Source organism: Shinella sp. GW821-FHT11G07, from assembly GCF_058808115.1.
On record NZ_JBXARJ010000003.1, the window covers coordinates 174,146 to 201,145 of the forward strand.

A 27,000-nucleotide genomic window follows, 5' to 3' on the forward strand; every position below is an offset into this window, starting at 1 on the left:
AGCCATTCAAGATAGGCCTCTCGGGGATCCGGTCTTTCGTTGTCGTTCAGGGCGAGTAGCGGCTGTCTTTCGGGTGTGGTGGTAGTTGCTAGCATGATAGTCCCCTTGCCTAGAATCGATGGCATTTGCACATCAATTGTTAGTATTTTATCGCATGGCGGTCAAGGCGAGTTTGCTGTAAATGTTAGCATACGCTAGTTCACCAACCTGGCGACCACCACATCAGGGGAGATAAAATGGCAAAGACTGCAAGCGTGGGCATCCGAATAGAGCCGGAGTTTAAAGATGCTCTCGAGGAAGCTGCCAAGGCCGACCGCCGCTCAGTCGCATCTTATATTGAGAAGCTCATCGCGGATGATTTGGCGAAGAAAGGGCTTTTGCCCAAAGCTGCTTAGCAGAGGCTGGCGCTTGACAAAATTGTAAGAGTTGACGGGCCTAGCAGGAGAAAAGGCAGCGGCATCATGGGGCGCACAAAAAACCCCGCTTCACGCGGGGTTCAACTTCTGGTAACCGAGTCGGAAGGAAATTACTTTGTGTTAACCGTCGCAGACTGCAGAGAATAAGAGCTACGAAAGATAGAGATAGCGCGCGTATAAGCTGCCTCATTCTTGTCAGCCAACGAACTGAGCTGATCAAGGAAATCGCGTGACTCACGTCCATCAGAAGGACGTTGCTTTTCCGTCTGTGCGCTCATTGTAATCCCCGATTTGATTGTGATGACTCATGGTACGAGATTCGCTCGCGAACTCCTAACAGGCGATTAACAGAATGACCACAGAAACGTTCCATCGTCCAGAAATAAATTTTCCAGAAGTATTCATTGGAATTGTTTCTCCAGTGGGCACTAATATAAAACAGTCAGTCGACTGTATAAAGAAATCATTTTCACAAAAAGGCTACGAAACCCACCATATAAAAATCTCAAACAAATTTGAAACTCTTGCAAATCTTCTTAATTATGATGATATATCATCCGATAGCAGATTTAAAAGAATAGAAACATACATTAAATTCGGAAATAGCCTTAGAGAAAAATTTGGTGGAGATGTATGCGCAGCGTTAGCTGTGGCAGAAATTCTGAAAAATCGTGCATTATCTCCGCCGGAAGCTGGATTCTCCAAACACGTATACATTATTGACCAATTAAAGTCCGAGGATGAGCTCTCGCTTTTGCGCGAAGTCTACGGGGCATCGTTTCTGCAAATCTCAATATATTCGGCACGAGATGTGCGTGTTGATAATCTATCCCGTGACATGGCTCGGGATGACAAGACACGTAACCGCAATTCGTACCGTGAAAAAGCCGAGCGTTTGGTCGTTATTGATGAAGACCAACACGAAGTACCGCATGGACAAAAAGTTGGAAAAATTTTCCAGCTAGCCGATGTAGTCTTAAATGCCGACAATTACGACGACCACGATAATATCGAGCAACAGACAGACCGATTTGTCGATCTCTTATTCGGCCACAATGGGCACTCGCCCAACCGCTTTGAATATGGGATGTACCTAGCCCACTCCGCAGCTTTACGTAGCCTGGACCTCTCCCGTCAAGTTGGCGCCGCAATATTTAGAAAGACGGGAGAAATCGCCTCATTGGGCGCTAACGAAGTCCCGAAAGCAGGCGGAGGCACTTACTGGGCAGACGATCCATACGACGCACGCGAGTATAAGCTAAATTCTGACAGCAACGACAGCAGGAAATTAGAACTTCTTAACGAGGTTCTCGAAATTGCTTTTGAGAAAAAGAATTTTACGCTCAATGACGAACAAAGCAGAAAGCTCAAAAATTCGCAATTCATGGATGCTCTTGAGTACGGCAGAATTATACACGCCGAAATGTCTGCAATAAGCGATGCAGCACGACTCGGAATTAACCTCCAAGACGGAACCCTTTATTGTACAACATTTCCCTGCCATATGTGTTCAAAGCATATTGTCGCCGCCGGGCTTTCAAAGGTTGTGTTTTTAGAGCCCTACCCAAAAAGCCTGACGTCCGATCTGCATTCCGATTCCGTCAAGATTGAAGGAAGCTCAAGGGGCACCTACGAAAAATTCCCCGCTGTCGAATTCGTACCATTCTATGGCATCACTCCGAGACGTTACCGGGAGTTCTTCTATCGCGGGAAGCGGAAGAATGGCTCAGAGTTTCAAACTTTCAAGCGTGAACCACCGCAGCCCTTCATATCGATTATGGCTCCTTGGTATGGGAGCCGAGAAACCGAATTGATCAGGGCTTTAGAAAGCAAGCTAACCAATTCAGTCCCCACGTCGTCAGCCGACAGTGGCGATGCTAGTGGCTAACCCACCATCTCCACAGCGACCCTCTCGAGCTCCGCCAGTTCCACCGCCGTCAACGGCGCCGCTCTGGACGGCGTGCCCATCCGTGGCACCGACAGCGTGTAGCCGCCATCACGCCGAATGAGCGCGCAGCCTGGCAGCGCCAGGTCGCCGACGGTTGCGGTGAACGTTGCCGCCACCCGGCCGCGCGCCGGGTGGAAATTCGATATTGCGATCATGCCGCCATCCGCCGCGGCACAATCTTCTCGCCGACCCGGTCGCGCCATTCCAGAATCGTTTCCGTGCGCACGCCGTCGGCATCGATGATGGTGAAGTCCAGGCCTCCGCCGATTGCGTAGAAGCCACACGCGACGCCATCCGGGCCGCGTCCATACTGCGCCCGAAACGCCTCCATCATCGCGACACCGCCGCGGCGCATCCAGCTTTCGGGCGTGTCACCTTCCTGCCCGAAATCGAAATGATGGGTTGGGTCGGCGTCCATCGGGCCAGCGTAGGCAAGGGCAGACGGTTCCTTCAAACGCCATTCGGCCGTGTCGAACCGCAGGTGAAAACCGCCGCCAACAGGGGACCAGCCGACGAGCGTGACTTCGACGTACCGCTCGCCGCTCTGTGCGGCCCGCATTGCGGGATCACCGGACATTGTCTCCAGGATACCGGGAAGCATGGCCACGGCGCCAAGGATACCTTTGTCGTCGACCAAGGCCAGCAGGTGCCGGGTCCAGTGATCGCCGACACGAACGTCGCCGCGGGTGACGATGGCGAGCGGACGGCTGGAGGCATCCACCTTGCAGCCAATCTGGCGGACAATTCCATCGGAATCGTATCCCGCACGATCGGTCAGCAGAAAGACTGCATCCGGTGTTGCGAAACTCAAAATCGCGCTCATGTAAATGAAATCTCCATTTCGAAATAGCCGCCCACTGCAGCGTCGGCGATCGACTTGCCAAAGGCCTTGCCGATCGATTCACCCTTGATGAGGGCATCGGTGACGCTCTTGAATGCGCCAGAGATCGCACTGCCAATTTCTGCTGCGGTTTCTTTGACTTTGTCCTGCTGCTCTGCCAGCCGCTCGGCCGCAGAGGTGGCACGACCGTAGGCCTCGGCAGCGGCGTCGATTTCGGCCCTGAGTGCTGGTGTATCGGCTTTGCCGGCCTTCATGGCCGCTGCCAGCAGATCATGAGCGACGGCCGCCTTGTCGACTGCAAACCCATAATCGTTGATGAGCGGATTTAGCGCCGCCTGGGCGGCATATGCAGCATTAAGCGCCGCCGTCCGCTCGCGGACCTGCTCCACCTCCCGAGCGAACTCGTCGATCTTGGCGGCTGCGGGCTTTTTCTTTTTCTTCTCGTCTTCCGGCACCGCATAGTCTTCGATGGATACCGTCTTCTGCGCTTGAGGCAGCGCAGGGAGTCTTCCGGTCTTCGGACTCCGAACCGGCTTTTCCCCATGAGCGGCGTCGATGCGGGCTTCGACGTTCTCTTCACCAATCGTCCGACCGAGCGGTCGCCCGTTGATGATGTCCTGATTCATCTTGCCAAATTTGTCGATGATTCCAGGAATTCCGCCGAGGATCCGCTTGAATTCTGCCGCCCTATCAACGCCCTTCGCCAGCCACCCGACGAACGTGCCAAGTTCAGAATCTGACGCGTTGACGACGACATTGCCGAACTGCTCAATGGTTTTTGCCAGGTCTTCGATGGACTTCCCGAAGCCCTGGCTGGCGCCAGTGGCGGTATCGATCTTGCCGGCTGTGTCGATCAGAACATTTTGTAGCTGCACAAAGCGCTGAGACGTCGTCAGTGCGCCGCCGGCCACCTTTTCCTCAAGCGTGCCTGCGCCGGCCTCGAACGCACGGAAAAATGCCTCAGACGAAATCTTGCCTTCGATCATCAACTTACGGAGCGTGGCGACCGAACCGCCGGCCTCCTTCAGGCCAGCCGCAACCGTCTGAGCGATCGTTGGGGCACCCTCAAGGATGCTGTTGAACTCCTCGGCCCTGACCACGCCACCGCCAAGCGCTTGGGACAGCTGCAGCAGCGCACCGCTGGCCTGCTCGGCGGATGTCCCCCCTACACGCAAGGCAAGCGCAATTTTGTCAGTGAACCCGACGAGCTCCTGCTGTGAAACACCTAGCTCTTTTTGCGTCAGCGCTAGGCGGCTGTAGAGGGTCGCCAGGCTTTCGATTGGCGCGGCGTTGCGTTGGGCCGATGCGTGGAGCGCGTCGTACACCTGCCGCAGGTTTTCACCCGCCAGGCCCGCGACTTTCAGACTGTTCTGGATCCGCGTTGCTGCGTCGGTGAGATCGCGGGCTGCTTTCAGCGAGAGGCCAGCGGCGAATGCACCGGCCAGTCGGGTGGCCATGTTACCAGCTGCACCCTCGACGCGCTTTGCCATCGACTGCGCTGACGTTTCAATGCGTTTGAAGTTGCGGTCCGCATTGCGAGTGGCACCCGCAATCTTCTTCTCGAAATCGGAGACGCGAGCCTCGAGGAGAACCGCCAAGCGTTCGTAGTCAGTTGCCATTTTTCGTGTTCCTGATTGCTTTGCTCATACCGGCTTTGACCTTCCGGGCCGCCTTCTTCTTCGCGAGCCTATAGCCCGAGAAGAAGAACGGCTGGGCCGGTGCGCCAGGATGTTGCGCGCCTTCGAACTTGCCGCCGGCAACGTGCGGAGCGGCACCCCACTCGACGAGATGCGCGTATCGCACCTTCGAGTTGCCGGCCGTTATCATGACGGCGTTTTCGGGCACGACGGTCGCACCACCAGGCTGCGAATGAGGTGGGGTTTGCTGACCGCCTGGCGTTACCTCGATGCTGTCACGGAGATCACCATCGTCGACCGGCGCGAGTGCCTTCATGGTCGCCGCTACGTCATTTGCAGCGGCAACCAGCGCCATCTGCGTGGCTTCCCGCACCGCTTGGGGGATAGCCTTAAGACGGCGCTGAAGACGATCCCAGCCCTCAAGCGTCTTCGCCATTCGCCTCATCCGTGAACGTGTTCGCCTCGGCGGGTAAGCCGTAGAGGACGGCCAGAAGGAGGCCCACCGCGAGGGGCACGTATGTCGCGGCGCCATTGGAGACAAAGGCTTTCTGTGCAACCGACTCCGGATCCCGCCGGGTGCGAAGGATGGTTGCCTCGAGGGAGGCGTCAGGCCTCGGCGGGGCGATGCTGTAGTCGATGATTGCTGCGATCTCGTCAGCGGTCCAGTTCCCAACGCGGATACGGGCCATGAGGGCATTTGCCGAGCCGTGAAGAGCCTCGAAAAGGTGCAGCGTTTCGCGGGGGATGGCGCATGCATAGTCGTTCCCGCAAATGCGGGCAGAAATGCTGGTTTTCATGGGGTTCCTGGAACTAGTGCTGACCTCCAGCGTTTGCGCTAGCGCAACGGGGAAATCGACATGGGTGATGATGACGACCAGGATCTGAGCCTGGAGGCGATAGTCGAGAGGCTCAACGATTTGGCGGCGCAGGCCGCAGAGCTATCGCGGCAGATTGTCGAGCAAACCGACGCCGCAAATCGGGATATGCACAACGCTCAGCAGGGCTTGGAGTCGACATAGGCCGGGGAATCTGGTGAGTACCGGCTTCCCGAGCGTCGGAGGTGGAAATGCTAAACATCCTAGCGATCGCGCTGGCCCTGACCGCAGCGCAGCCGACTGCCGACGATCTGCAAATCGACTTCGAAACGGCGCTACCATGTGTCGGCCTGGTCAATGGTCGGGAGGTGTGGGAAGGGCAGCGGGCTTTCTTTATTAGCTCGTACACCAAGCAGGCTGCTGATCTCGATCCCAGCCTCGTCGGCGCGGATGCCGTTCTTCGCGACGACAATCCTCCGGATGTAATCGGCGAGTTTGAGGCGGCCTGTTCGTCCTGACCCTCAACATCTGAACTGTGGCGCTGCGTACGTTTGCCCAACGCCGATACCCAGAAATCGACCGATCTGGAAAGTCGATGCACCCCTCCCGATGAAAAAAAGCTAATGTTTTCTCGCGCACGCGCGCTACGCGTGATCGCGCGCGAGGCAAATTCCTGTGTTAGGACTAGCGCTGTTGGATGGCGGCGGTACGGGGTTGGGAGGCTCTAGACATTGGACGCCCCCGGGGAGTGGGTCAGCCACCCTCCGCGGCCAGCCGCGCTAAGGCAGCCTTGAGCTTGTCTAACGAGGCGTCAGGAGAGGACTTCCCACCTGTGTGTGGTGTCGCGTTTGCGAGAGCTTCCCGCAAGCGTTCGGCGGCGGCGTCATAAGGTGAGAGCTCCACGACGCGGGCGAGATCATTGGACGGCTCGTCCACGATACTGAGTTCGCGAAGGTCGATCTCCGACAGATACCGAGATACGCCTCCCGTGCCTCGGCGAGTCTTAATTGTTCGGAAGCCGATCGACAGCCCATCGAGCACGCTAGCCGTCATGAGGGCGTGAAGGCGCTTGCCGAGGTCAGTGTCGAGAGCAAGCAGTCGTCCCTCGACATGTAGCCCGTGCGCGTCTTCACGCATCTCGGTCCAGATGCCGACGGGCAAATTATCGAATCGAAATGGGTTTGACCCGTTGTCTCCGTGCTGCAGCCGCATTGGCGGCCACTTGCCCTTAGCGCGCCACTTGGACAGGGAAGCCTCGAACGCGCCGCGCTCGATGACATCGCGATGGCTGTTGACGTTGCCGAATACGGCGCCGTAGCCAGAGAAGTGGCCGTCACTGGTGACCAGGGAAGGCTTAAACTTCGTCAGTACGCGGTCGGTCATGTTGTTTCGCCACTAGTTTTTTCAGTGCATTTGTTGCCCGCTCAATGACATTCACGACCTCGTCCGGAACCTTGGCTTCTAGGTCTTCGTGAGCTTGTGTGGTTTCGATTGTCATTTGCAAAACTCCGGCAGTTCAGATGGTTTCAAATATCCGCGGCGGACCGCGTCACGAAGGGCGACGCCTGCGGTGGAGTTTCGATAGCCGGCCTGGTCGAAGACCTCGCGGCCAAAGTCGATGAACCCCGCCGGGGCGACGCCTGCGCGATGGAAGCGCTTTATCTGTTCGTCGTATTCGGCGTGGACTGTTGCCGCCTCTGCGATGGCGCGGAAGAAGCGCACGGCCATGCGAGTGTGTTCATCCTTGAACGTTTCAACGACCCGGAGGGAAGCGGCTACACGCTCCATCGCGACCTGGCCGGAAAGCTCGCGGAGGGCCATATCGATATCGACGCGCTCCGTTGAGAGCTGCGCAAGGCGATCGCGAATGGGCAGAGCGGGGGTGAAGTCGACGCCAGAAAGCAGCGCTTCAACTCGGGTTGCGCGTTGGTTAGGTACCGGCTCACTACCCATCGACGCGTGCAGAGTGGCAATTTCAGCGTCAATGACGGCGCCGCGGCTCATCAGTTTATCGTGCAGGCCTATGAGGCGCACGTACTCGGCGGAAACGTCCTCGAGTTTGGGAATTGCCTTCACCATCATTCTCCCATGAGTTCGAGAGCCAGCATTCGCACGGCTTGCAGTGGGATTCTCACGTATCGCGTCAGATGTTCGTCCTCTCCCTTTGTGGCGCGGTAAGACCTCGCGACCCCGGATCCGTCGAACTTCACAATTGTGAAGTGAACCACCGGATTTGTGACTCCGATCAGCAGGTCGCCATCGCAGAAATCGATATCGCCATCAGTGATGCCAACGGCTTCGGCAATCAGCGTTTCAAGCTCTTCAGCTGCAGTCGCGGCACCATCGCCGCGGAGCCTGGGAAGCGCGCCCAACTGCATCTCGAGCTCCGTTGCCTTTGATGGGAGAGACGCGCAAAGACCAAGGACAAGGCGGGCTAGGCTGTGTGGCGTGACGGGAGCGGTAATCGGACGGGTAGCCGGTAGCCGACCGTCCTGCTTCAAACGCATCGCCACCTGCCGGACAAACGGCAGCGGGACGCCGAGGAGATTGGCCGCGAGACGGTATTGATCTCGCACCATGACACGGTGTTTCGTCATTCTTCGAATTCCGATTATTTGAGGGTAAAAGAAAAAGCGCCACCCGAGAGGGCAGCGCTCATGGAAACGGTGGCGCCCGCCACGAAGGGCAGGCGCTCGATCAAACCCGTACGTTGGTTGCGGGGATGGTGCTGCTGCTTGTACATCCGCGGTCAGCAATAGATGGTGAGCGACCGCGCGCGGCCACCCACCTCAGATCGGTGACGGCCGACCTGAAAAATGAAGGGCCGCATCACTGCGACCCTTGCTCTCATAGAGACCTGTTGGGAAACGGAAATGGGGTACCCCTAGGCGGCGACCCGAGATTTTCGTCCCCAATACCGGTCCAAGATACCGAAGCCGTCGAAGATGCGCGCACGAGCTTCGCCCTTTGCTCCCTTGCTCCCTGCGCCAAGACGGCTCCCGATTTCTTCCAATGTCTCGCCGTCAACGACAGACCATTCGAAAGCATCAAGAATCTTGGGCACATAGGCCAGTCGTGCGCGGACGTAGGCCAGTTCCCGTTTTGCGTCGATGGCGGCGAGAATGGGCCAATCGCCGGCCCAGGCCTTCGGCACTGGGGAGGCTCGCTTCTTGGTGTCATCGTTCGCTGCGACGACGCGTTGTGGTGGCATTGCCGGATTAGCACGCTTGCCGGTAACAACCTTTGCGCCTTTCCACTTTCCGTCCCTGTCGCGGTTCTGCACCTCATAAAGGTCAACCGGCTCACGGCCGACAAGCTGAGTAGGTCGGATTGCCAAGTCATGAAGATCGCGATAGCCCTGCGCCAAGGCTAGGCAGTGGTCGTTCTTCTCGGTCCGTAGCATTTTCTGTAACGGCCAGTCTTCGTTGTCGTTAGCCGCCTGACCGCTGTACCATTGCGAGGAATACCACGCGGCCCCGTTACGCCGCCAACCGTCGATAACAACGTCTGGGCTCGTTGCCGATAACGGCATGGCTTGGGGCGGATCGCCAGGCATTCGCACCGACATCCCTCTGCTCGAAATCCGCTTTCGTTGCGGTCTCCATTCACCTTCATCCAGAATTGCAGGCAGCGCGTCGCGCCGGTCGAAAACCGGAGTGTCAAAATCCAAGGCCGTCACCTCGTTGTTGGGAAAATGTGGGACACCGCTCTCGACGGTGACTTTTGCACCATAATACATATTTACAAATTTGTCAAGATATCACTTGCAATCCTATCAGATTTGGTGTAACGGCCGCGCCCTTTTTGATTAAATAATCAAAGCCTCGAAAATTGTGCGCACGTGCGGGGGACGCGGGTGCGGCTAACGGGGCAATCGACAAGGAAGTCGACGCCCCAGCCCGTCTCTTGTTGTGCGTCGCAAACGACCTATATTGCGATGCAAAAACAGGAGAGAAAGATGACGATAAACGTTACAAACCCCGTCGCAGATTTGCGGAGATCTAAGGGCTACACTCTGGAGCAGCTTTCCGTGGTATCGGGGCTGACCGAGCTCGAAATCATGAAGCTGGAGAATGGCACGCTGGTCGATCCGGCGAAGCTGGCCAGGCTGCTTTCTGCCGCTGGCGTGAAGTCCGTCGGGTAGCCGATTGAGATAAGGGAGACGAGATGCCGGAGGTATTCGTCGAATACGTCATCGGACCAGTGGTGGTGGTGTTTCTCGTCTTTCTTGCCGCGAGCCCGTTCGCGCTCGCGATTCATTATTTGATAGTTTTGGTCAAACGTCGCGCAGGTACAACGGGTGCGATTGCCCTGTATTGCGCCGAGGTGATTGCGCTTTATGTGTGGGCCAAGTGGTACTTAGATCGAGTGACCGGCGCGATTGATGCGGCTGCGTACGACGGGCCGGTGGGGTTCGTCGCCGGTATCGCCGCCGGTTTACTTATGTTGTTCGCGGGAATGCTTGCTATTCTAAATGGGGTCGGTCTCTGGCGGCTGTTTCGGCAACCTGATCGTGCATAAGCGGAAATGATGACGAAAGACGACAGGGCAGTCGTCGGCTTCCTTGGCCTTACCATAGCGCCACACTCCAAATTTCGAATTTTGCGGACGTGAAAAATTGCTTAGGACGCCTATACGGGATCCGGTGTGCGGGAGGATGTTCGGTGCCCTGCCGCCATCTTGAGTTTAATCATGGACGCCAACTCTACCTTCTGATCTACTGCTGCCTCGTTGAGGGAGGATCTGATGGTTTATCGCGCGGTTCCGTGGAAGAGAAACGTAAACAAAGTACCGAAACTGGTGCAGAGATCATTAGAAAGGATTTCTTCTGATCTTGTTTTTTGTGCAGTGACAAGATCTCTCACCGCACATGATACGCGAACCATCTATCCACATTTAAATTTTCCAGATGCCGTTGGTCAGAGCGAGATAACAGTGCCTCCGATCGATATGGGAAAATACTCCGAACGGAATGTTGTTGGCTGGACGAACGTTCGACGTGATCTTCCCATGATTACGAAAACCTATATTTGGGAAACCCCAAATTTCGGTGATGAAGCTACCTACGGCACTCATACGCATTACCAAGATAGAGAGGTGTATCAACGTGAGGTACATGAGCCGCGCGGATACGCCATCAATATTGAGTTGCTTCGTGCCGGCAGGGACGGTGGGGGCGTTTACAAATTCAGCATCGATCATCTACTTGATCGGCACATTCCCACGTTCGAACTCGAACTACTTTTCATGCTCAATTTGCTCCAGGAAAATGTAGGTAGCTGCGATGTTTTCGCCTCGGACGCGCCACGCGCTCAGTATCTCGGAACAATTCATCTCAACTGGGACCTCTTCCCACCAGGTAATCTGGCGCAAGTTGCTGCGGCCATAACCCGCGGACGCCGGTTCACTCGTGATCAAGAAGCTACCTTGCGAGAGAGGCTAGTGGTGTTCGACCGGCTTCGCCCTCGTGCTTATCTCAGAGGGACGGGCGGAATGAGCACTTATGTCGGCGCACAGTACGCGGATGATCTCGTGGTGTTCGAGAACGTGTTGTATGGAAACGCCCTCTACATTCTCTATGACAATTGGGAAGACGTGTCCCAGCGCTCGCGCACTGACTTGCTGCGCGGCACCGATGCGCGATTTGACCGAATAGTCCACAAAGAGGGATGGCAGGACGGCTTTTCGCACATCATGGACCGCGAAAAGCGCCGCCGCAGGACAAGGTGACGACTAAATTATAGACTTGGAGGGGCATATGCCGCAACCAGCAACTATTCTTCCTGTTATGATCGCGTCGCCCAGTGATGTTCTAAACGAGCGGAATGCTGTCCGCGAAATCATCCACGAATGGAACGATTTGAACGCTGTCAGCAGCGGTGTGGTTCTCCTGCCAAGGGGATGGGAAACACACAGCGCCCCAGATCTCGGCGGGCGGGCGCAGGAACTGATAAACGACCGCATTCTCAAAGATTGTGATCTCCTTGTAGGGATATTCTGGTCAAGAGTTGGTTCGCCCACTGGCAAATCAATCAGTGGCAGCGTGGAGGAGATTGAACAACATTTGTCCGCCGGAAAGCCGGCTATGATCTATTTTTCGAGCGTTCCGATAGCGCAGGAGCATCTTCTAGATGAGAAGCTTCTACAGCAATTCAAGGACCTCCAGGAATTCAAAAAATGGTGTATGACGAGAGGACTCATCTCAGAATTTGGTAATACGTCAGATTTTCGACAGCGGTTCCGGCGGGATCTGCAAAATCTCATAAGACAGAACGATTATCTTCAAGATTTATCGAGAATGAGCCAGGCGATCGCCGAAGGATCTAGGGAAGCTGAACCCTATGATATCGTCAAACAACTTACGGGTGAGGCCCGCGAGTTGCTCTTGGAGGCATCTCGCGATCGATCTGGGAGGATTATGAATCTGCGGCATTTGAGCGGACAGGCAATCCAGACGAACGGGCGCGACCTGCTCGATTCGGATGACCGACGCACAGTAGCGAGATGGGAGGCAGCTTTGGAACTTTTGATGAATCTGGGGCTGATTGCAGATGTTGGATACAAGAGAGAGATTTTCGAGGTCACGAATGCTGGATATGAGGTTGCGGATCGCCTCGGCGAAATGACTGCTACAGCCAAGTAAGCTGCCGCCTTTACTGTCGGCCTGCTTATATCCGCCTGCAAGTAGGGCGTGGAGGGTAGCCCCGCCCCCGAAGGGCGGGTGCAAACCCCTTCACACCATCAGGGGGTATAAGGGGGTGTGTGAGCACCCCCAGTCTGAAGGCGTCTGAAGGCGTCTGTACCCCCGTATGAAGGTCAGTCTGAAGGCTCGTTTCGTACGACAAGGAGGTACTTCGTGCGGCGGGAAGGCGAGCCCTCTTCGACAATCCTGATTTGGTTCGCGTCGAGCAATCGCTGTTGCGCTGCGGCTAGTTCCTTTTTCGATATGCCAGCTGCGGCGGGATGGCCTGCGATGACTTTCACCGCGTATGTCGTTGACGGGCTCGGGCTGAGCTTCTGTCCCTGCGCATAAAGCTTCTCAAGCGTTTCTATGAACACGCGTTCCGCTCTGGCAGCAACAAGGCTGGCCCCTGGTGCTGGTCTGCCATCATCCAGCACGAAAATCCCGTCCTTCCACCGCAGCTTTATCTCACCCCCAGTGGTGCCATAGTTCGCTTTCATCGTCTTGAGGATACGCAAATCCGGATCACCGTCCTTGCCATCAGGGCGCGTCAGATAGAGGCGAGAGCGCACTGAGTTATTCCAGGCCGTCGAACCCGACGAGCCGGTGCCCGAGGTCATGCCGGCCACGGAAGGGTGAGCCAGAAGCACGATCGCACAATCGAGGCCGATCGCTATCTGACGAAGACCACCGATGAATTGTCGGACCTGCCCACGCTTGATCTCGTCGCCACCAAAGAGGTCCGCGGCCGTGTCCAGCACGATCAGCCGCGGACGGAAATCCACTGCCGCCTCAATCAGTTTTTCCATCAACGCCGTCGGTTTCATATTGCCGGCCTTGTCGGGAATCATCAACAGAGCGTCGGTGTCTGCGAGGGGCAGAAGCCGGAAGTCGGAGAGGTCTCGTAAAGACTTGCCGTGGGCGCTGGTGATGTCAGCAAGGCGGCGCCAGAACTCATCAGCCTCATCCTCAGCGCCCACGTAGAGCGTGCGGCCGGCTGCAGGGCTTATGCCAAGTGTGTCGGTGGCCATAGCGCCAGCAGCGGCCAGTTGCAGGGCGAGCAATGTTTTGCCCAGACCGCCGTCGCCGTTGATGATCGTGACCTGGCGGAAGGGAATCAGGTCCTCCGCGTACCATTCGCGCGTCGGGACCGGCTGGCCGTGCCAGTCAGCCGGATTGAGCAGGCGCAGAGCACCTGGATTGTTGTCATTGGCGGCAACAGGGGGCGCCGGCTTCGGCGGGAACAGTTCGGCCCGAAGCTTCGACATGGATTCGGCAAGTGTCGTCGGCTTCCGGACTGGAGGCTTCATACCGATATCGCGAGCGATGATTGCTTCAGCGACCGGGCGGTCAGATTCGGCACCGTGTATCTGAAACATCCCTGGAACGTTGGTCTCGTGGTGCAGCGTCACTATGAATGTCGAGTCGGGGTCGCAACCGTCGAGGTCACTGACGATGACGCAAGCGCGGGCGGCGGCCTGCGCGTCCGCCGGCCATTCGTCGGCAGGAAGCGCCTCGACATTGGCGGGGTCCGTGTTTTCCCAATCCGGTGCGCCGTCCGGCAGAGCCGGCGCCACCACAACGTCTACGGAGCAATGGCCGTGGTCGCATAGATGATCGAAAATCGCGAAAACTTGCGCATGGCGACTATCGGCGGCCGGAGTTTCGCGGAGCGCCGGCATGCCGCGCAATTCGTCGATATTGGTGTCAAGCTGCTTGATGGCGTTCACGGGCGGTCTCGCTCCTATAAGCATCGATGATCAGGGATTTCAGTTCGGCGATTGCAGCGGGCGCAAAGCTCAACACGGAGATGCCGCCGGCATTCGGGGAGAATACGCGCAGGTCGCCGTTCCCGGCTCGCACAAGTCGTAACCCGTTCACTCTGACCTCTGGTGTGATTTGGACGCAGGCGATGGCCAAGACGTTCCCTGGGCCGTGCTGTGGGGTGATGGATAGGACGTTCATCTTTCTCCTTTCATAAGCGCACGAAGGCGCGCCCACCGGCATGGGCCGGCAGGGTGGTGGGATTGTATTTAAGGGTGAAGGACCGCAAAGATTTACGGCACGTCTAAAATTCTCTCCCCAATGTAGGGGTCGACGGTTCGTATCTACGGCAATGAACGGCAACGAATGGCCGTGAACGAACGTGGTTTGCGTTGCCGTACATGCTCGTGGAAGCCTTGGAAATCAGGCGTTTCGCCGCCAACGTTGTTGTTCGGGACGTGGGGGTCGGAGGTTCGAATCCTCTCACTCCGACCAGCGGAAAAGCCTCCATCATCAGGGCTTTGTCACTTTCCCGAAAAACTCCGCGAAAACCAATCTCAAATAAAACGGACCGATTGCGGATCGCATTCAGAATGCGTTTGCCGCTGCCTGCTGAAAATCCGGGCGGGCATGGCCTAAATGCGCTCGAATTCTTCGACCGTCACACCGCGAGAAGATGTTGCCTGATGGGCCTCCAGACCCACGCTCGAAAGCCCGAGCGCATGGTTTCGATGCGGGATCCAGAATACCATGCCCGCAACCCTATCCATCGGATCCTTCGATGGGACGACGGTCGGATGTAACCGCGTTGCCGACAGCTGTTCACGAAACTCTGAACAGGCGGGATCGAAACGTGGATTGTAACGGCTTGGCCAACAACCGATCTGTTTTACAGGCCAATTGGCCACTGCATGCATGGAAGGGAATGTAACAATCGCGCGGCGTGGCGCGTACCCATCAACAGGACATGATTGAAGGGGTGCATCAGATGAACAGACGTGGTTTCCTGGCGGCCGGCATTGCCGTGCTCGCGACCGAGTTTCTGGTTCGAGGGGCCGGCCCTCTCCGCGCCGCCTCCCAAGGTAAATTTGCTGTCAGCCATAGCGAAGACGAATGGCGCAAGCTCCTGACGCCGGAGCAGTTCAGCATATTGCGGGAGGAAGCCACGGAACGCCCTGGATCGAGTGCGCTTCTGAACGAGCACAGGAAGGGCACGTTCTCCTGTGCCGGCTGCGACCAGGCGCTTTTTGCCTCCGAGACGAAATTCGAGAGCGGCACGGGCTGGCCAAGCTTCTGGGCCCCCATCGACAATGCGGTCGCAACGACCCGCGACACTTCCCTCGGCATGGTGCGGGTTGAGGTTCATTGCAGCCGCTGCGGCGGTCACCTTGGCCATGTTTTCGACGACGGACCGCAGCCGAACGGTCTGCGCTACTGCATGAACGGCTTTGCCATGACGTTCGCGCCGACAGCGGCCTGACTGGAGAAACAGACCCCTTGATCCTAGCCTGCAAGCCTATGCATTCGCCTTCGGTTGAGGAGACCGCCATGACGCGCAGCACCACACTCGTCAAATTCGCCGCCGCTACGAGCCTTGCCGTGGCCGCTTTATCTTTCAGCGTACCGAATGCCTTCGCGCAGGAAGGCCTTGCCATTCCGGCTCCCGCCCTCGACGAAGCGGCGACGTCGGGCAAGGAAACGGCCGTTTTCGCCGGCGGGTGCTTCTGGGGCGTGCAGGGTGTCTTCCAGCGCGTGGAGGGCGTTTCCAATGCCGTCTCGGGCTACGCCGGCGGCGCGAAGGACACCGCCCACTATGAGATGGTCGGCAACGGCAATACGGGCCATGCGGAAGCCGTCCGCGTGACCTTCGATCCGGCGAGCGTGACCTATGGCAAGCTGCTGCAGATCTATTTTTCGGTCGCACACGATCCAACGGAGCTGAACCCACAGGGTCCCGATGTCGGCCCGCAATACCGCTCGACCGTCTTCCCCACGAGTGAGGAACAGGCGCGCATCACCAAGGCCTATATCGACCAGTTGAACAAGGCCGGCCTCTATGAGGCCACCATCGTCACGACGATCGAGACGAAGAAGGCCTTCTATCCGGCCGAAGACTACCACCAGGATTTTCTGACCAACAATCCCACCTACCCCTATATCGTCTATAACGACATGCCGAAGATCGAGAACCTCAAGCGCCTGTTCCCAGCAAGCTTCAAGGCGAAACCGGTTCTCGTCGCCAAGGTCGGCCTTGGTGAATAAAGAAAGCGGCTGTCACTGACCCGGCTGTTGCCTTTACCGGCGCATCGATATATCCGCCATAATACATTGCTGAGTATGACGGCAAATTGGCCGCCCTGCCCGTTCATCGATCGCCGCAGAGCATCCAGCGCACAACGAGCGGGTTGTGTGCCATCATGAAAACGATCAGGCTGTTGTTTTGCGGTGATCTTCGTATCTGCCGCGATATAGTAGAAAAATGATTTGCCTTTTCGCCACCGGTCACGATGCCGAGCGGCGACCTCCGAATGATAGCGAAAGACGACATGACGGCCGCCATTCCCACCACTGCGCGCTCCAGAACTTATCTCTCCGTGCTGGTCATCCTGGGGTTCACCCATCTCCTCAACGATCTGATGCAATCCCTGATCCCGGCGGCCTATCCCATCCTGAAGGATGTCTATGCGCTGGATTTCGTGCAGATCGGCATGATCACCATGACCTTCCAGATCGCGGGATCGCTGCTGCAGCCGGCAATCGGCATGGTGACGGACAAACATCCCGCCCCCTATTCCCCGGTCGTGGGCATGATGTTCACGCTGTCGGGTCTGGTCAGTCTCGCCTTCGCGCACAGCTATACGATGATCCTCGTCTCCGTGGCGCTGATCGGCATCGGCTCCTCCATCTTCCACCCGGAAGCGACACGCATGGCGCGTTATGCGGCGGGCGGCCGCCAGGGTCTGGCGCAGGGACTGTTCCAGGTCGGCGGCCAGGCAGGCGGTGCGCTCGGCCCGGTTTTTGCCGCCCTCATCATCGTGCCCTTTGGACAGCCAAGCCTTGCCTGGTTCGCCGTTCTCGCCTTGATGGCCATGGCGCTGCTGGTGTGGATCGGCGGCAAGCAGCGGGAAATCAGCACGCAATTCGCGGCCATGCGGGCGAATGGCAAGAAGGCGGGCGGCACCGTGCGTCACGCGCCGGCAACGATCGCCGTGGCCCTGACCGTCCTGACATTGCTGATGTTCACCAAGAACGCTTACGGCGAAAGCTTCCGCTCGTTCTACACATTCTATCTCATGGAGCGGTTCGGCCTCTCGATCCCGTCCGCACAGATGATGCTGTTCATTTTCCTGCTGGCATCGGCCGCCGGCGCGCTGATCGGTGGTATTGTCGGCGACAGAATCGGCCGTTACCGGATCATCTGGATTTCCGTGCTCGGACCGCTTCCCCTGACACTCATCCTGCCGCATGTCGATCTGTTCTGGACGGGCGTCCTGACCGTGATGATCAACCTCATCATGGCCAGCGCCTTTGCGTCGATCCTGATCTACGCGATAGAGCTCCTGCCCCACCGCATCGGCCTGATCGGCGGCCTGTTCTACGGCCTGAACTTCGGTCTCGGCGGCATAGCGGCAGCGCTTCTCGGGTTTCTTGCAGATGCCTATGGCGTGGAGATGGTCTACACCATCTGCTCGTTCCTGCCGCTTGCGGGCCTGCTCGCGTGGTTCCTTCCGAAGATCGAGGAAGGCGGGAGTTAGGCCCAAGCCTGCTGCCGAAACTCGGCTGGGACGGCGTTTGTGACCCGCCGTTCATTCTCCGCCTTCCCACAGACACGAGAGACCCTATATAACCGGCAGAGCAAGGTTAAGTGGGACGACGAATGACGAAAAAACCAAAACTGGAACATTCCGAGCTGTCCGGTGAATTCACCGAGGACGATGTGACCGTGCTCGTCGACATCTACCGCCCGGCAGGCACCCAGCAGGACTGGCGGATGGAGGTCGTCACGCAGAACGAAGACCTCTTTGAATGGGACGAACCGTTCCCGACCGATCGGGAAGCGTTTGACGAATTCCTCGCGACCGTGGCACGCGACGGAATCCAATCCTTCCTCGAAGAGGACGATGTGCCGACGACCCATTGATCGAAGGGTCCGGCGGGCGGCTTGAGCCACCGGACCTGTGGCTCAAGCCACCCTCCGTACCTGCTTCGAACCTCTCTGCCTGACTGCGTATGACACGCTGATTCACGCTTATTTTCCGGCGCAAAAGCGCGCAGCGGAGGCGCTTGACTTCCTTGATCCATAATGAGAACATACCAAGAACAAATGGAGGTTCTCATGCAGATGGATGCGGTCGAACGTGCGCGTGAAATCATTGCCTCTGGCCAGTCTCTTCGTGAAAAGCAGCTGGCCAATCGCGCCGAAATCCAACGCAAGGTCGAGGCGGCGGCCAAGCCGCTCTATGTCCTCAAGAGCAAGAAACAGCTGGAGTTGCGTCTGCAATGATCCGCGCGCCGGAACGCCAGGACGACGCTATTCCCGATGAGGCCGCGGAAATCCTCGAGCTTCATAAGGGCGATGCTCTCGAAGCGCTGCGCACATTGATCGCGGAGCGCGACGCGGTGGAAGAGCGGCTGGCCTTCGCAAGGCTTGCTGGCCGGATGCACATGCGAGGTCGGCGGTTGTGATCGTCACACGGGAGTGGACGAACATCGTTCCTTCTGGCAAAAGCCTCCCAGGACGCCACTGCCGATAGTTTTAGATCGGGGTCGGGTGACCGATTGACGTCACGTCGCTGCCGCGAGATCACGCTGGCCGTCCTTAAAGATCGCCTGATCCACGCATTCACGCTTGCCCCATACGCCTGACTTCGCCGGCCGCATGCGCAGGGCCTTGCCAACCCGTGGCTTGCAGAGGGCTGCAACGGCACGAACTGTTGCAAATCCGCAAGGTTCACGGGCCTTCGACGGGGATAGCGACAAAGTTTGCGGGCGGTGATTCCCCTTTGCCACGCGCTGCGCTATGGCGAAATTGAGGCTCGATTTCCGAGTCGCCCGTTTTCCGGCCGCACCGAAGTCCAAGGACATGGCACAGATGAACTCCCGCATTGCAATTCTGGCAGGCCTGACGCTTGCTCTCGCAGGATGCACCACCGTCACCATCGCTTCCAACCCGCTCCAGGCTCGCTGGAACGGCAAGACCGCCGGCAGCTTCTTTGCCGCCTACGGCCCGCCGATCTCCGATATTTCCGGACCGGGCGGCACGACGCTCTACAAGTGGCGCGGCGGTTTTTCCAAGGGGCGGTCCTGCACGGTCGAGCTGACGGTGAACGAGGCCTACAAGATCGAGAACATCCGCGCCATCGGCGACCGCGTCGATCCGAACGGCGGGCCGACGCACTGCGAAAAGGCTCTCGATGCTGCGAAGTAAGCGCAGCGTTCGATGACCCCTTTCAAGGCCGTGCGGAAACGCGCGGCCTTTTCATTTGGAGGACAGAATGGACGAAGACCGCCTTTACCACGACCCTGACCTTGCCGATTTCTACGACCTCGAAAACGGCTGGGAGCGGTCGCCCGACTTCGCCTATTGCCTGGCCTTCGCCGACACGGCCGAAAGCGTGCTGGATCTCGGCTGCGGCACCGGCGCGCTTGCTGTGGCACTGTCCGGCGGGCGCTTGGTCGTCGGCGTCGACCCCGCGCCGGCAATGCTAGCGATCGCCCGGGAAAAGCCCGGCGCGGACGCCGTGGACTTCATCGAAGGCGATGCGCGTACGCTGCGGCTCGGCCGCCGCTTCGAGCGTATCGTGCTGACCGGCCATGCCTTCCAGGTGTTTCTCACGCCGGATGACCGGCGCGCAGCGCTTGCCACCATCGCGGCGCATCTGGCGCCTGGTGGGCGCTTCGTCTTCGACAGCCGCAACCCCGCCTGCCGGGAATGGGAGGAATGGGGGCCGGAGGAGTCGATGCGGGCCGTCGAGCATCCCCGCTTCGGTGCCGTCGCGGCATGGAACGACGTTGCCCACGACCCACAAACCGGCATCGTCACCTACGGCACGCATTACGAAATCCGAGCGACCGGCAAGCGGCTTTCAGCCGCCTCCCGCATCGCTTTTCCGGAAAAGGCCGAACTGCAGACGCTGATTGCCGAGGCCGGCCTCTCGGTGGAGCGCTGGCTCGGCGACTGGGAGGGCAACGCATGGCAGCCCGGCGCAGCAGAACTGATTCCGATCGGTACACTCGCCTGAACGGAAATCTCGTTCGGCGCCATACCCTACCCTGTAGGGTCCAGGCGGATGCGGACCTTTCCGCACCTGCCTGCGCCTGGTTCAGACGGAGCGCGTCAACCCGCCATCGACGCGGATGTTCTGGCCGGTGATGTAGCCGGCGCCCTCGGAGGCGAGGAAGGCGACGGTGGCGGCGATTTCTTCGCTGGTGCCGTAGCGCTTCATCGGCACGCTGTCGCGCCGCTCCTCGGTACCCGGCAGGCTGTCGATCCAGCCCGGAAGTACGTTGTTGATCCGGACATTGTCACCGGCATAGGTGTCGGCAAAAATCTTCGTATAGGCGGCAAGACCGGCGCGGAAAACGGCCGAGGTCGGGAACATCGCCGACGGCTCGAAGGCCCAGGCGGTGGAGATGTTGATGATCGACCCGGATTTCTGCGCCTGCATGATCGGCGCCACCAGCCGTACGGAGCGGATGACGTTCAGCAGGTAGGTGTCCATGCCCTTGTGCCAGTCCTCGTCGCTGATCTCGATGATCTGCGCGCGCGGGCCGTGGCCGGCGCTGTTGACGAGCACGTCGATGCGACCCCAGGTCGAGATTGCGAGATCGACAAGCGCCTTCAGGTCATCGGCCGACTGGTTCGAACCCGTCACGCCCACGCCGCCGAGTTCCTTCGCCAGCGCCTCACCCTTGCCGGAGGAAGACAGCACCGCCACCTTGAAGCCATCCGCCGCCAGCCGCCGCACCGCCGCCGCCCCCATCCCGCTGCCGCCCGCCGTGATGACAGCGACCTTGTTCGTGCTCATACCCTGTTCTCCCGTCTCTGTTAGGCGACGGTGATAGCATTTTCCATCGGCAAGGACGAACGGGTTTGCGCAGGATTATCCACTGGCAATCTGCGAGGATCGCCTTCCAGATCAGGCGTATCTTTGAGGCGAGTGAAAGCCTAGTGGGCGAGTAGCGTTCACGGCGGCGAATTCGATGGCCGGTTAAAATGTGTGGGCGGTGCGGTAAAGAACACAACCGCATACACAATATAGTTGCATTGCGCGCACGCTTCCCGCATCCTGCCGCCACGGTTGAAACACGCGTTAAGCACGTCAAAGCCGCCGCCGGACATCCGGCGCGCGATCGGCCGATTGCTGCCTGCCGGAAGACACGAGCATGAAGAAACGCCTGCCTTTTCATACCTTTCTCGACGAGTTTCTCATCGCCTGCGCGGCCAGTGTCGACAAGAAGACAGACACGCTGATCGATGCCGCCTTTGCCGCGCACTACATCAACGCTCCCTTCGATGAGAGCTGGCCGGACAGTGCCATGAAGGTGCTTTGTAACAACGGGCTTCTGCGCGGTTCCTACACCCTGGGCCAACCCGTCCTCTACCAACTAACGGGGGAAGGACTGCTGCGTGCCGAGATGCTCGCAGCAGAGCGGGGCAAGGATCTCGATGACCTGATCGAGGCGCAGGCCAGGCCGGTCACCCGGAGACAGGCAACGGGCGACATCCTTCCGTTCCCAAACCTGCGGCAACTGGATAGCCCGGTGCTGAGCGTTCGGGAGGATGGCCTGCCGTCGACCTTGACGCTCGGGTCTCTCCTTGCCTTGCGCAGCAAGGCCAAGGCGGTCAGCCGGGATGTAAAGGCGGTCGTCGCGGTCATTCAGACGCAGCGCCTGCTGCCGGAGGCGGACCAGCCGGAATGGTCCGAATACCTGCCGCGCATCGAGATGGGCCGAAACCTGCTCAAGGCAGCGCAGGCTTACGAGGGGATGCTTCACTTCTGCCTGCTGTCACCCCTGCAATGGGTTTTGCCGCGGTTGGCGCAGGACGCTGCGCGGGAAGAGGTTGAACGCCTTGTCGCAGCCACGGAAAGGCTGTGCGAAGCCTAATGCCCGGATCCACCAAGCCGCCGGGAGATGTCCCGGGCAAGGATTTCGGCGTTACGGCCGACGATGACGCTTTGATGGTTGCCGCGCATATCCACCCATTCGGCGCGTGGCAGGAAACGCGGCCAGATCGCTTTGGGATCGCAGTCCACCGGTGAACCGCCGAGCGCGCGATAGTAGGTGAGCTTGCCCGTATAGCGCGCTGGCCTGTAGAGGCCCTTCATGCGCAGGAGCTGGCGCGCGGCGGCATCGTAGCGCGGCGGATAGTTGCCGATCCATTGCGGCGCCAGACCCGGATAGTGCTCGGAGCGGGGATCGGCGAAGCGCAGCGCAAGCGGCCTCAGCGCCCGTCGCACGGCCGACAGCAGGGTGGCCCGCCCGTGTCGATCCGATGCAAACCGTTCGGATGCGCTTTCCGGATTGGCCCGGCTTTGTTTGCCGGTTGCCCAGCGGCGCCCAGCGCGTTTGGCCATGAAACGCAACCAGACGGGCAGCGGCCAGCAATGCTCGCCCTGCGGCGCGTCGATCACCCCCAGGAAGGCGATGTCCTCGCCGCGTGCCGTCAGCGCCCGCGCCAGTTCCAGGGCAAAAATACCGCCGAACGAATAGCCGAGCAGGCGGTAGGGTCCGCGGATGCCGGCGGCATCCAGTCCGCGCAGCGATTCGGCAATCTCGTCGGCCACCAGAGCGGGATCCCGATTGCCCCGCCCGAACTGCGTCAGCACCATGCCCAGAACCTGGCCGGGAAAATCCAGCCGGTCGATGAGATCCTGTATTTCCAGAAAGCAGCTGAGACCGCCGGCGAAGACGATGAGCGTCTCGTCCGGGGCGCCCGGACGCACGTCGATGAGCTTGCGCAGGCTGCGCGTGCCGTCTTCGGGCGCCGCGTCGACGAACGCGCCCACCGTCGCATGGGCATAGAAGCAGTTCACATCGAGCTCTATGCCGGTTTCGCTCCAGAACCGGGCGATGAGCCGCAGCGCGCGGTTGATCGTCAGGCCGCTGCCGAGCAGCCGATCGTTGAGCGCGACCGGCTTTTTCAGTTCTTCCTGTAAAATCTCGAGAAGCCGGCTGGAAAGTCCTTGTGCCGCACTGTCCATGCCAACTCCAAGTCCCGTTCCTCTTGGAGACAAGTCCATCCTCCGAACCGTCCCATCGTTTTGTCAAAGCACATTACACGCGGCAGCCCGTCCGGCAACCCATGAGCGAGCCCGCACAATCTTATCCAACGATTTGAAGATGAAACCGTCAGGCGCCCCTCCCCGTCGCGCAGCCGAGAGGACCCGGCCACCGCGGAGAGCACGAGGCGAGAAGCCCGCCGAAGCGCTTTCGGCGGGCTGCCACATGTTTAATCCAGCAGGTCGGCCGGAACCTTCCCGCCATTGTCGGCAAGCGCCTTCAGCAGGGCCTTGTGCAGCCAGATGTTCATGCTGGCGGAGTCGCTCTTGTCGCCGGTATAGCCCAGCTCGTCGGCAAGCTCCTTGCGCTCCTGAAGGCTGGCATCCATGCCAAGCGCCTTCATCATGTCGACGATGGAACGGCGCCAATCGAGCTTCTGGCCATTCTTGGCAACAGCCGCATCGAGGATTGCCGCCACATCGACCGGCTGGCTCGGCGTCGTCGTCACCGGGCGGCTTTCCGCAGGGGTCACGACCGCATCCTTGCCGGCTGTCGGCGTCGCAGCCATGTCAGCCGTCGCCGGCTTCACGGCGTCAGCCGTGATCGTTTCGACCGGCTTCTGCTCTTCCGCCTTGCCGAAGAGCTTTTCCTTGATGGAACTGAAGATACCCATATCTGACTCCCTGTTGCTTCTCGCCGGCTTTCGCCCGGCGTGACGAAACAATAGGGTCGTGGCCTGTCATTTCAATGAATGCTTTTTGAACGACGCAGCATCATGGGCATTTTTGCGACATGGCGCGCGATATGTTTACTTATCGAAGCTCGGCATCATAGTCCGGTCCCTTCGCGGGCGGCTCCTGATCCGTGATAATCTCTACCCTGAAGCGGCGGAAGCTTCGAGGCAGATCCGTGTAAACCTCGGAGCGAGTCAGAACGTTTGTAAGGCGCTTCGTCATCCGATCACACTCCATTACGACGAGACGCATCGCAAAGGCGTGCCGGTCAAAGTCGTTATCCTTGACGTATCCAGCGAACTCGCCCGCCTCGACGAACCACGAAGGGAATACGTGCGCCCAGTAAGCGCCTACGATCCGCGTCTCTTTCCAAATCTGAGTCTGGGCGAGGCTATTGGCGAACTGGCGAGACGCTGCTGCCGCACGAGAGCCCATATCGTCGACAAAGACCTGATCGTATGGCTTGTCCGGTATCGGCTCCCAGACGCCCCAGCTCTCCGCCTCCACGGTGCCATCCTTCGGTGGAGAATAGAGCTTCTTCATGGTCCGCTGTGTGAAGGGAATATCATGGAAAATGTCGCAGACCTGCTGGGCCTTTTCGATCGCGGCCTGAATGGTGCGCGTTCGATCGGGTAGTGTAAGCTGCTCCTGCAGGATAATGGTCTGGTAAAGCGCGATCATTGCCGTCACGAGCGAGACGATGACAGCAAACGGCTCCCAGAAGTTCCGCTTAGCTCGACGCGCCGGCTTGGTCGACTTCCGTACCTTTTGTCGCCAGGGGAGGGTCACCTTGCTCAAATCACCACCCCACTTCGTCTATCACAGTATTGCCGATCGAGCGGCCAAGATGTCCGGCTTCATGCACCGACAAAGTGTTCCGGTTTCGAATCTGCTAAGTTTTTCAAACCATCGAAAATGTTGAGAAATTATACCGTGGCTGGGGCGCCAGGACGAAAAGCCAGCTTACTTTTTAGGCATGAAATCACACAACTATCTGTCTTTATTGACTATTCTTTCTGAAAGTTGTAACACCAGACTGTAACGTTCGGATGCTACACGAGGAAAAATATGGCACGGGTGAGCTACCTTCTGAGACGTGGTGCAAGCTACTATGCGCGCCTCAAGGTTCCGAATGACCTTGCGGGCGTCATCGGTAAAAAGGAGCTTGTGAAGGCACTCGGCACGAAGGACGAGAACGACGCGAAGCGCCTTATGTGGCCTGTGGTTGAAAGCTGGAACCGAGAGTTTGACGACCTACGTTCCCGGCGCACCGTTACAGCCGACGACAAGGCGGTTGCGGTCTGGCAGCACTATGAGCAGACGCTTGTGCGCGACGAACAGACACGCCGGTCCATGCCGACGCCCGCCGACATTGAGGCGGAAGAGCAACGCCTGTTCCGCCGTATCGACAAGGGGGAAATCGGCTCCGCCGACTTCATCGGCATGATCAACGCCCATGCCGAACTTGAGCTTATGCTAAGGGCGCGCACCGACGATGCGAAGCACCGCGCACGCCGCCTCGCCGGCTTGAAAGTTGCCCTTGTGTCCGGTGACATGAAGATGATTGAGCCGGATGTTTCGGACTTCATCGCTCGGAACCGCTTGCTTGTCGACATCGGTTCCGACGAATACCGCGAGCTTTGCGCAATCATGACCCGCGCTGAAGTCGAAGGATTGCAGCGCACCCTTGAGCGTGACAACGGCGACTTTACCGGCAAGCCTTCCGACCCTATCGTTAAGCCTGCCTCCGGTAGCGCTCGCGAGGCCGCAGCGCCCGGCGAGGGCATCATGGAACTGTTTGCGATCTATGAGCGCGAGAACCCGAAGGGCATCACGGCCGATACGCTCAATCAAGCACGGCGCGATATCGGCACCTTCCTTGAACATGTCGGCAGCACCTGCCCTGTGCATCGGATCGATAAAAAGGCCGTCCGCGAGTGGAAGGCTCTGTTGATGCGCTACCCGGTCAAGGCAACCGAAACAAAGGCTTTCGCAGGTATGAAGCTGGCGCAGATCGTGAAGCACAATGAGGAAGTCGGCAAGCCGACCCTGACCCCGCGCACCGTCAACCGCTATCTCTCCAGCCTTGGCGCGTTCTGTAACTGGCTGGTCAATCACGGATACCTCGACCAGAACCCGACCGATGGCATGGCGCTGGCGAAGGAAAAGAAGAAGAGCACCCTCACCTTCACCACCGACCAGATGAACATCCTGTTCGCGTCACCGCTCTTCACCGGATGCCAGAGCGCGACCGAATGGAACAAGATCGCCAAGCCCGGTAACGTCAAAATCCGTGATCATCGCTATTGGGTGCCGTTGATCATGCTCTTCTCTGGCGCTCGCCCGGCAGAGATTGCACAGCTTGCCGTTTCAGACGTTCGGCAGGAGCACGGTCATTGGATCATGCATATCACCACGGAAGGCGATGGCGATAAGAGCGTGAAGACCGAAGGCTCTATGCGCGTCGTGCCGATCCATTCTGAACTGATCCGACTTGGCTTCCTCGACTACCATGCCGGAATGAGGCAGGCCGGACAGTCGCGGCTCTTCCCGCTCGCCGAACGCAATTCGCGTGGACAGATGATTGCGGATTTCTCCCGCGAGTTTGGCCGCTACCTCATCCGGCTCGGCATGAAGACGGGGCGCGGCCTGTCTCTCTACAGCTTCCGGCATGGCGTAGTGGATGCGCTTCGCCGCGCCGGGCTTTTGAACGAGCAATTCGGTTATATTCTTGGACACGTTCCCGGCACCATGACGCAACGTTATGGCACATTGCAGGAAGGTATGATTGAGCAGCGCGTGGAACTGGTTGATGCGATTGCCTACCCCGGCCTGAAAATAGACCACCTAATTTGATATTTACACCATAAATAATCAATTTCTGTTATTTATGGGATTCACACGAGATTCCCCGTGTGAGACAATATTTCCAAGTTGA

General features: G+C 58.6%; 34 protein-coding genes. 18 read left to right on the plus strand and 16 right to left on the minus strand.

Annotated features, from left to right (window positions below):
• Positions 1-236 precede the first annotated feature (236 nt).
• Positions 237-395 (plus strand): type II toxin-antitoxin system antitoxin, encoded by a 159-nt coding sequence (locus AC1RT2_RS07205; RefSeq protein ID WP_493100680.1) that lies wholly within the window; start codon positions 237-239, stop codon positions 393-395.
• A gap of 373 nt (positions 396-768) precedes the next feature.
• Positions 769-2,304: an anti-phage dCTP deaminase gene (locus tag AC1RT2_RS07210; protein WP_493100682.1), complete on the plus strand. Its 1,536-nt coding sequence runs from the start codon at positions 769-771 to the stop codon at positions 2,302-2,304.
• Here the strand turns inward: AC1RT2_RS07210 and AC1RT2_RS07215 are convergent.
• Genes AC1RT2_RS07215 through AC1RT2_RS07235 form a run of 5 tightly spaced genes read right to left on the minus strand, consistent with a single transcriptional unit; the run spans position 2,301 to position 5,639 of the window.
• A complete protein-coding gene (locus AC1RT2_RS07215) occupies positions 2,301-2,519 on the minus strand; it encodes a hypothetical protein (protein ID WP_493100684.1) in 219 nt (72 codons plus the stop codon). The genes AC1RT2_RS07210 and AC1RT2_RS07215 overlap by 4 nt on opposite strands.
• A complete protein-coding gene (locus tag AC1RT2_RS07220) occupies positions 2,516-3,187 on the minus strand; it encodes a hypothetical protein (protein ID WP_493100686.1) in 672 nt (223 codons plus the stop codon). The genes AC1RT2_RS07215 and AC1RT2_RS07220 overlap by 4 nt, the downstream gene beginning before the upstream one ends.
• Entirely contained in the window at positions 3,184-4,824 is a 1,641-nt protein-coding gene (locus tag AC1RT2_RS07225) for a tape measure protein (protein ID WP_493100688.1), read from the minus strand. The genes AC1RT2_RS07220 and AC1RT2_RS07225 overlap by 4 nt, the downstream gene beginning before the upstream one ends.
• Complete coding sequence (locus AC1RT2_RS07230; RefSeq protein ID WP_493100690.1) at positions 4,814-5,278, minus strand: HK97-gp10 family putative phage morphogenesis protein; 465 nt, start codon at positions 5,276-5,278, stop codon at positions 4,814-4,816. Before AC1RT2_RS07230 ends, AC1RT2_RS07225 begins: the two co-directional genes overlap by 11 nt.
• A complete protein-coding gene (locus AC1RT2_RS07235; RefSeq protein WP_493100692.1) occupies positions 5,262-5,639 on the minus strand; it encodes a hypothetical protein in 378 nt (125 codons plus the stop codon). Before AC1RT2_RS07235 ends, AC1RT2_RS07230 begins: the two co-directional genes overlap by 17 nt.
• A gap of 60 nt (positions 5,640-5,699) precedes the next feature.
• On the opposite strand from AC1RT2_RS07235, the gene AC1RT2_RS07240 reads away from it, so the two are divergent.
• Positions 5,700-5,861, plus strand: coding sequence for a hypothetical protein (locus tag AC1RT2_RS07240; RefSeq protein WP_493100694.1), 162 nt, complete (start codon positions 5,700-5,702; stop codon positions 5,859-5,861).
• A 47-nt stretch (positions 5,862-5,908) separates the two neighbouring features.
• Positions 5,909-6,175 (plus strand): hypothetical protein, encoded by a 267-nt coding sequence (locus tag AC1RT2_RS07245; RefSeq protein ID WP_493100696.1) that lies wholly within the window; start codon positions 5,909-5,911, stop codon positions 6,173-6,175.
• Between the two features lie 235 nt (positions 6,176-6,410).
• Here AC1RT2_RS07245 and AC1RT2_RS07250 read toward each other — a convergent pair whose 3' ends face one another.
• The 5 genes from AC1RT2_RS07250 to AC1RT2_RS07270 form a co-directional block, all read right to left on the minus strand.
• Complete coding sequence (locus tag AC1RT2_RS07250) at positions 6,411-7,040, minus strand: HK97 family phage prohead protease (RefSeq protein ID WP_493100698.1); 630 nt, start codon at positions 7,038-7,040, stop codon at positions 6,411-6,413.
• Entirely contained in the window at positions 7,012-7,155 is a 144-nt protein-coding gene (locus AC1RT2_RS07255) for a hypothetical protein (protein ID WP_493100700.1), read from the minus strand. Before AC1RT2_RS07255 ends, AC1RT2_RS07250 begins: the two co-directional genes overlap by 29 nt.
• Complete coding sequence (locus AC1RT2_RS07260) at positions 7,152-7,739, minus strand: hypothetical protein (RefSeq protein ID WP_493100702.1); 588 nt, start codon at positions 7,737-7,739, stop codon at positions 7,152-7,154. The genes AC1RT2_RS07255 and AC1RT2_RS07260 overlap by 4 nt, the downstream gene beginning before the upstream one ends.
• Complete coding sequence (locus AC1RT2_RS07265) at positions 7,736-8,254, minus strand: hypothetical protein (protein WP_493100704.1); 519 nt, start codon at positions 8,252-8,254, stop codon at positions 7,736-7,738. Before AC1RT2_RS07265 ends, AC1RT2_RS07260 begins: the two co-directional genes overlap by 4 nt.
• A gap of 287 nt (positions 8,255-8,541) precedes the next feature.
• A complete protein-coding gene (locus tag AC1RT2_RS07270; protein ID WP_493100706.1) occupies positions 8,542-9,327 on the minus strand; it encodes a hypothetical protein in 786 nt (261 codons plus the stop codon).
• A gap of 288 nt (positions 9,328-9,615) precedes the next feature.
• On the opposite strand from AC1RT2_RS07270, the gene AC1RT2_RS07275 reads away from it, so the two are divergent.
• From AC1RT2_RS07275 to AC1RT2_RS07290, 4 genes are all read left to right on the plus strand, one after another.
• Entirely contained in the window at positions 9,616-9,801 is a 186-nt protein-coding gene (locus AC1RT2_RS07275) for a helix-turn-helix domain-containing protein (RefSeq protein ID WP_493100708.1), read from the plus strand.
• 23 nt (positions 9,802-9,824) lie between these two features.
• Complete coding sequence (locus AC1RT2_RS07280; protein ID WP_493100710.1) at positions 9,825-10,178, plus strand: hypothetical protein; 354 nt, start codon at positions 9,825-9,827, stop codon at positions 10,176-10,178.
• 225 nt (positions 10,179-10,403) lie between these two features.
• Positions 10,404-11,387 (plus strand): hypothetical protein, encoded by a 984-nt coding sequence (locus AC1RT2_RS07285; RefSeq protein ID WP_493100712.1) that lies wholly within the window; start codon positions 10,404-10,406, stop codon positions 11,385-11,387.
• Positions 11,388-11,415: 28 nt separating this feature from the next.
• Positions 11,416-12,300, plus strand: coding sequence for a DUF4062 domain-containing protein (locus AC1RT2_RS07290; protein ID WP_493100714.1), 885 nt, complete (start codon positions 11,416-11,418; stop codon positions 12,298-12,300).
• A 173-nt stretch (positions 12,301-12,473) separates the two neighbouring features.
• On the opposite strand, the gene AC1RT2_RS07295 is transcribed toward AC1RT2_RS07290, so the two are convergent.
• Together AC1RT2_RS07295 and AC1RT2_RS07300 are read right to left on the minus strand one after the other, a co-directional pair.
• Entirely contained in the window at positions 12,474-14,069 is a 1,596-nt protein-coding gene (locus AC1RT2_RS07295; protein WP_493100716.1) for an AAA family ATPase, read from the minus strand.
• Positions 14,047-14,304 carry a hypothetical protein gene (locus AC1RT2_RS07300; RefSeq protein ID WP_493100718.1) on the minus strand — a complete coding sequence of 86 codons (258 nt, stop codon included), beginning with the start codon at positions 14,302-14,304 and terminating at the stop codon, positions 14,047-14,049. Before AC1RT2_RS07300 ends, AC1RT2_RS07295 begins: the two co-directional genes overlap by 23 nt.
• Before the next feature lie 787 nt (positions 14,305-15,091).
• On the opposite strand from AC1RT2_RS07300, the gene msrB reads away from it, so the two are divergent.
• The 8 genes from msrB (at position 15,092) to AC1RT2_RS07340 (ending at position 20,345) form a co-directional block, all read left to right on the plus strand.
• Positions 15,092-15,583 carry a peptide-methionine (R)-S-oxide reductase MsrB gene (msrB, locus tag AC1RT2_RS07305; protein ID WP_493100720.1) on the plus strand — a complete coding sequence of 164 codons (492 nt, stop codon included), beginning with the start codon at positions 15,092-15,094 and terminating at the stop codon, positions 15,581-15,583.
• Positions 15,584-15,651: 68 nt separating this feature from the next.
• Positions 15,652-16,365, plus strand: coding sequence for a peptide-methionine (S)-S-oxide reductase MsrA (gene msrA / locus AC1RT2_RS07310; RefSeq protein ID WP_493100722.1), 714 nt, complete (start codon positions 15,652-15,654; stop codon positions 16,363-16,365).
• A 266-nt stretch (positions 16,366-16,631) separates the two neighbouring features.
• On the plus strand, positions 16,632-17,858 hold the full coding sequence (locus AC1RT2_RS07315; protein ID WP_493100724.1) for an MFS transporter: 1,227 nt from the start codon (positions 16,632-16,634) through the stop codon (positions 17,856-17,858).
• A 122-nt stretch (positions 17,859-17,980) separates the two neighbouring features.
• On the plus strand, positions 17,981-18,244 hold the full coding sequence (locus AC1RT2_RS07320) for a hypothetical protein (RefSeq protein ID WP_444798928.1): 264 nt from the start codon (positions 17,981-17,983) through the stop codon (positions 18,242-18,244).
• A gap of 195 nt (positions 18,245-18,439) precedes the next feature.
• Positions 18,440-18,607: a hypothetical protein gene (locus AC1RT2_RS07325; RefSeq protein ID WP_160861518.1), complete on the plus strand. Its 168-nt coding sequence runs from the start codon at positions 18,440-18,442 to the stop codon at positions 18,605-18,607.
• Positions 18,604-18,789, plus strand: coding sequence for a hypothetical protein (locus AC1RT2_RS07330; RefSeq protein WP_493100727.1), 186 nt, complete (start codon positions 18,604-18,606; stop codon positions 18,787-18,789). Before AC1RT2_RS07325 ends, AC1RT2_RS07330 begins: the two co-directional genes overlap by 4 nt.
• Before the next feature lie 406 nt (positions 18,790-19,195).
• Positions 19,196-19,531: a hypothetical protein gene (locus tag AC1RT2_RS07335; RefSeq protein WP_493100729.1), complete on the plus strand. Its 336-nt coding sequence runs from the start codon at positions 19,196-19,198 to the stop codon at positions 19,529-19,531.
• Positions 19,532-19,598: 67 nt separating this feature from the next.
• Positions 19,599-20,345: a class I SAM-dependent methyltransferase gene (locus AC1RT2_RS07340; protein WP_493100731.1), complete on the plus strand. Its 747-nt coding sequence runs from the start codon at positions 19,599-19,601 to the stop codon at positions 20,343-20,345.
• Positions 20,346-20,426: 81 nt separating this feature from the next.
• On the opposite strand, the gene AC1RT2_RS07345 is transcribed toward AC1RT2_RS07340, so the two are convergent.
• A complete protein-coding gene (locus AC1RT2_RS07345) occupies positions 20,427-21,131 on the minus strand; it encodes an SDR family oxidoreductase (protein ID WP_493100733.1) in 705 nt (234 codons plus the stop codon).
• A 358-nt stretch (positions 21,132-21,489) separates the two neighbouring features.
• Here AC1RT2_RS07345 and AC1RT2_RS07350 point away from each other — a divergent pair, with 358 nt between their 5' ends.
• Positions 21,490-22,212: a hypothetical protein gene (locus AC1RT2_RS07350; RefSeq protein WP_493100735.1), complete on the plus strand. Its 723-nt coding sequence runs from the start codon at positions 21,490-21,492 to the stop codon at positions 22,210-22,212.
• Here AC1RT2_RS07350 and AC1RT2_RS07355 read toward each other — a convergent pair.
• The 3 genes from AC1RT2_RS07355 to AC1RT2_RS07365 all read right to left on the minus strand — a co-directional run bounded on the left by AC1RT2_RS07355 (position 22,209) and on the right by AC1RT2_RS07365 (position 24,860).
• The gene (locus tag AC1RT2_RS07355) at positions 22,209-23,309 is read right to left on the minus strand and encodes a thioesterase domain-containing protein (protein ID WP_493100737.1); all 1,101 of its coding nucleotides are present in this window, start codon (positions 23,307-23,309) and stop codon (positions 22,209-22,211) included. The two genes, AC1RT2_RS07350 and AC1RT2_RS07355, sit on opposite strands and share 4 nt — an antisense overlap.
• Positions 23,310-23,557: 248 nt before the next feature.
• Positions 23,558-24,001 carry a DUF3597 domain-containing protein gene (locus tag AC1RT2_RS07360; RefSeq protein ID WP_069059528.1) on the minus strand — a complete coding sequence of 148 codons (444 nt, stop codon included), beginning with the start codon at positions 23,999-24,001 and terminating at the stop codon, positions 23,558-23,560.
• Positions 24,002-24,140: 139 nt separating this feature from the next.
• Complete coding sequence (locus tag AC1RT2_RS07365) at positions 24,141-24,860, minus strand: hypothetical protein (protein ID WP_493100740.1); 720 nt, start codon at positions 24,858-24,860, stop codon at positions 24,141-24,143.
• Positions 24,861-25,130: 270 nt separating this feature from the next.
• Here AC1RT2_RS07365 and AC1RT2_RS07370 point away from each other — a divergent pair, with 270 nt between their 5' ends.
• Positions 25,131-26,918: a DUF6538 domain-containing protein gene (locus tag AC1RT2_RS07370; protein ID WP_493100742.1), complete on the plus strand. Its 1,788-nt coding sequence runs from the start codon at positions 25,131-25,133 to the stop codon at positions 26,916-26,918.
• Positions 26,919-27,000 lie beyond the last annotated feature (82 nt).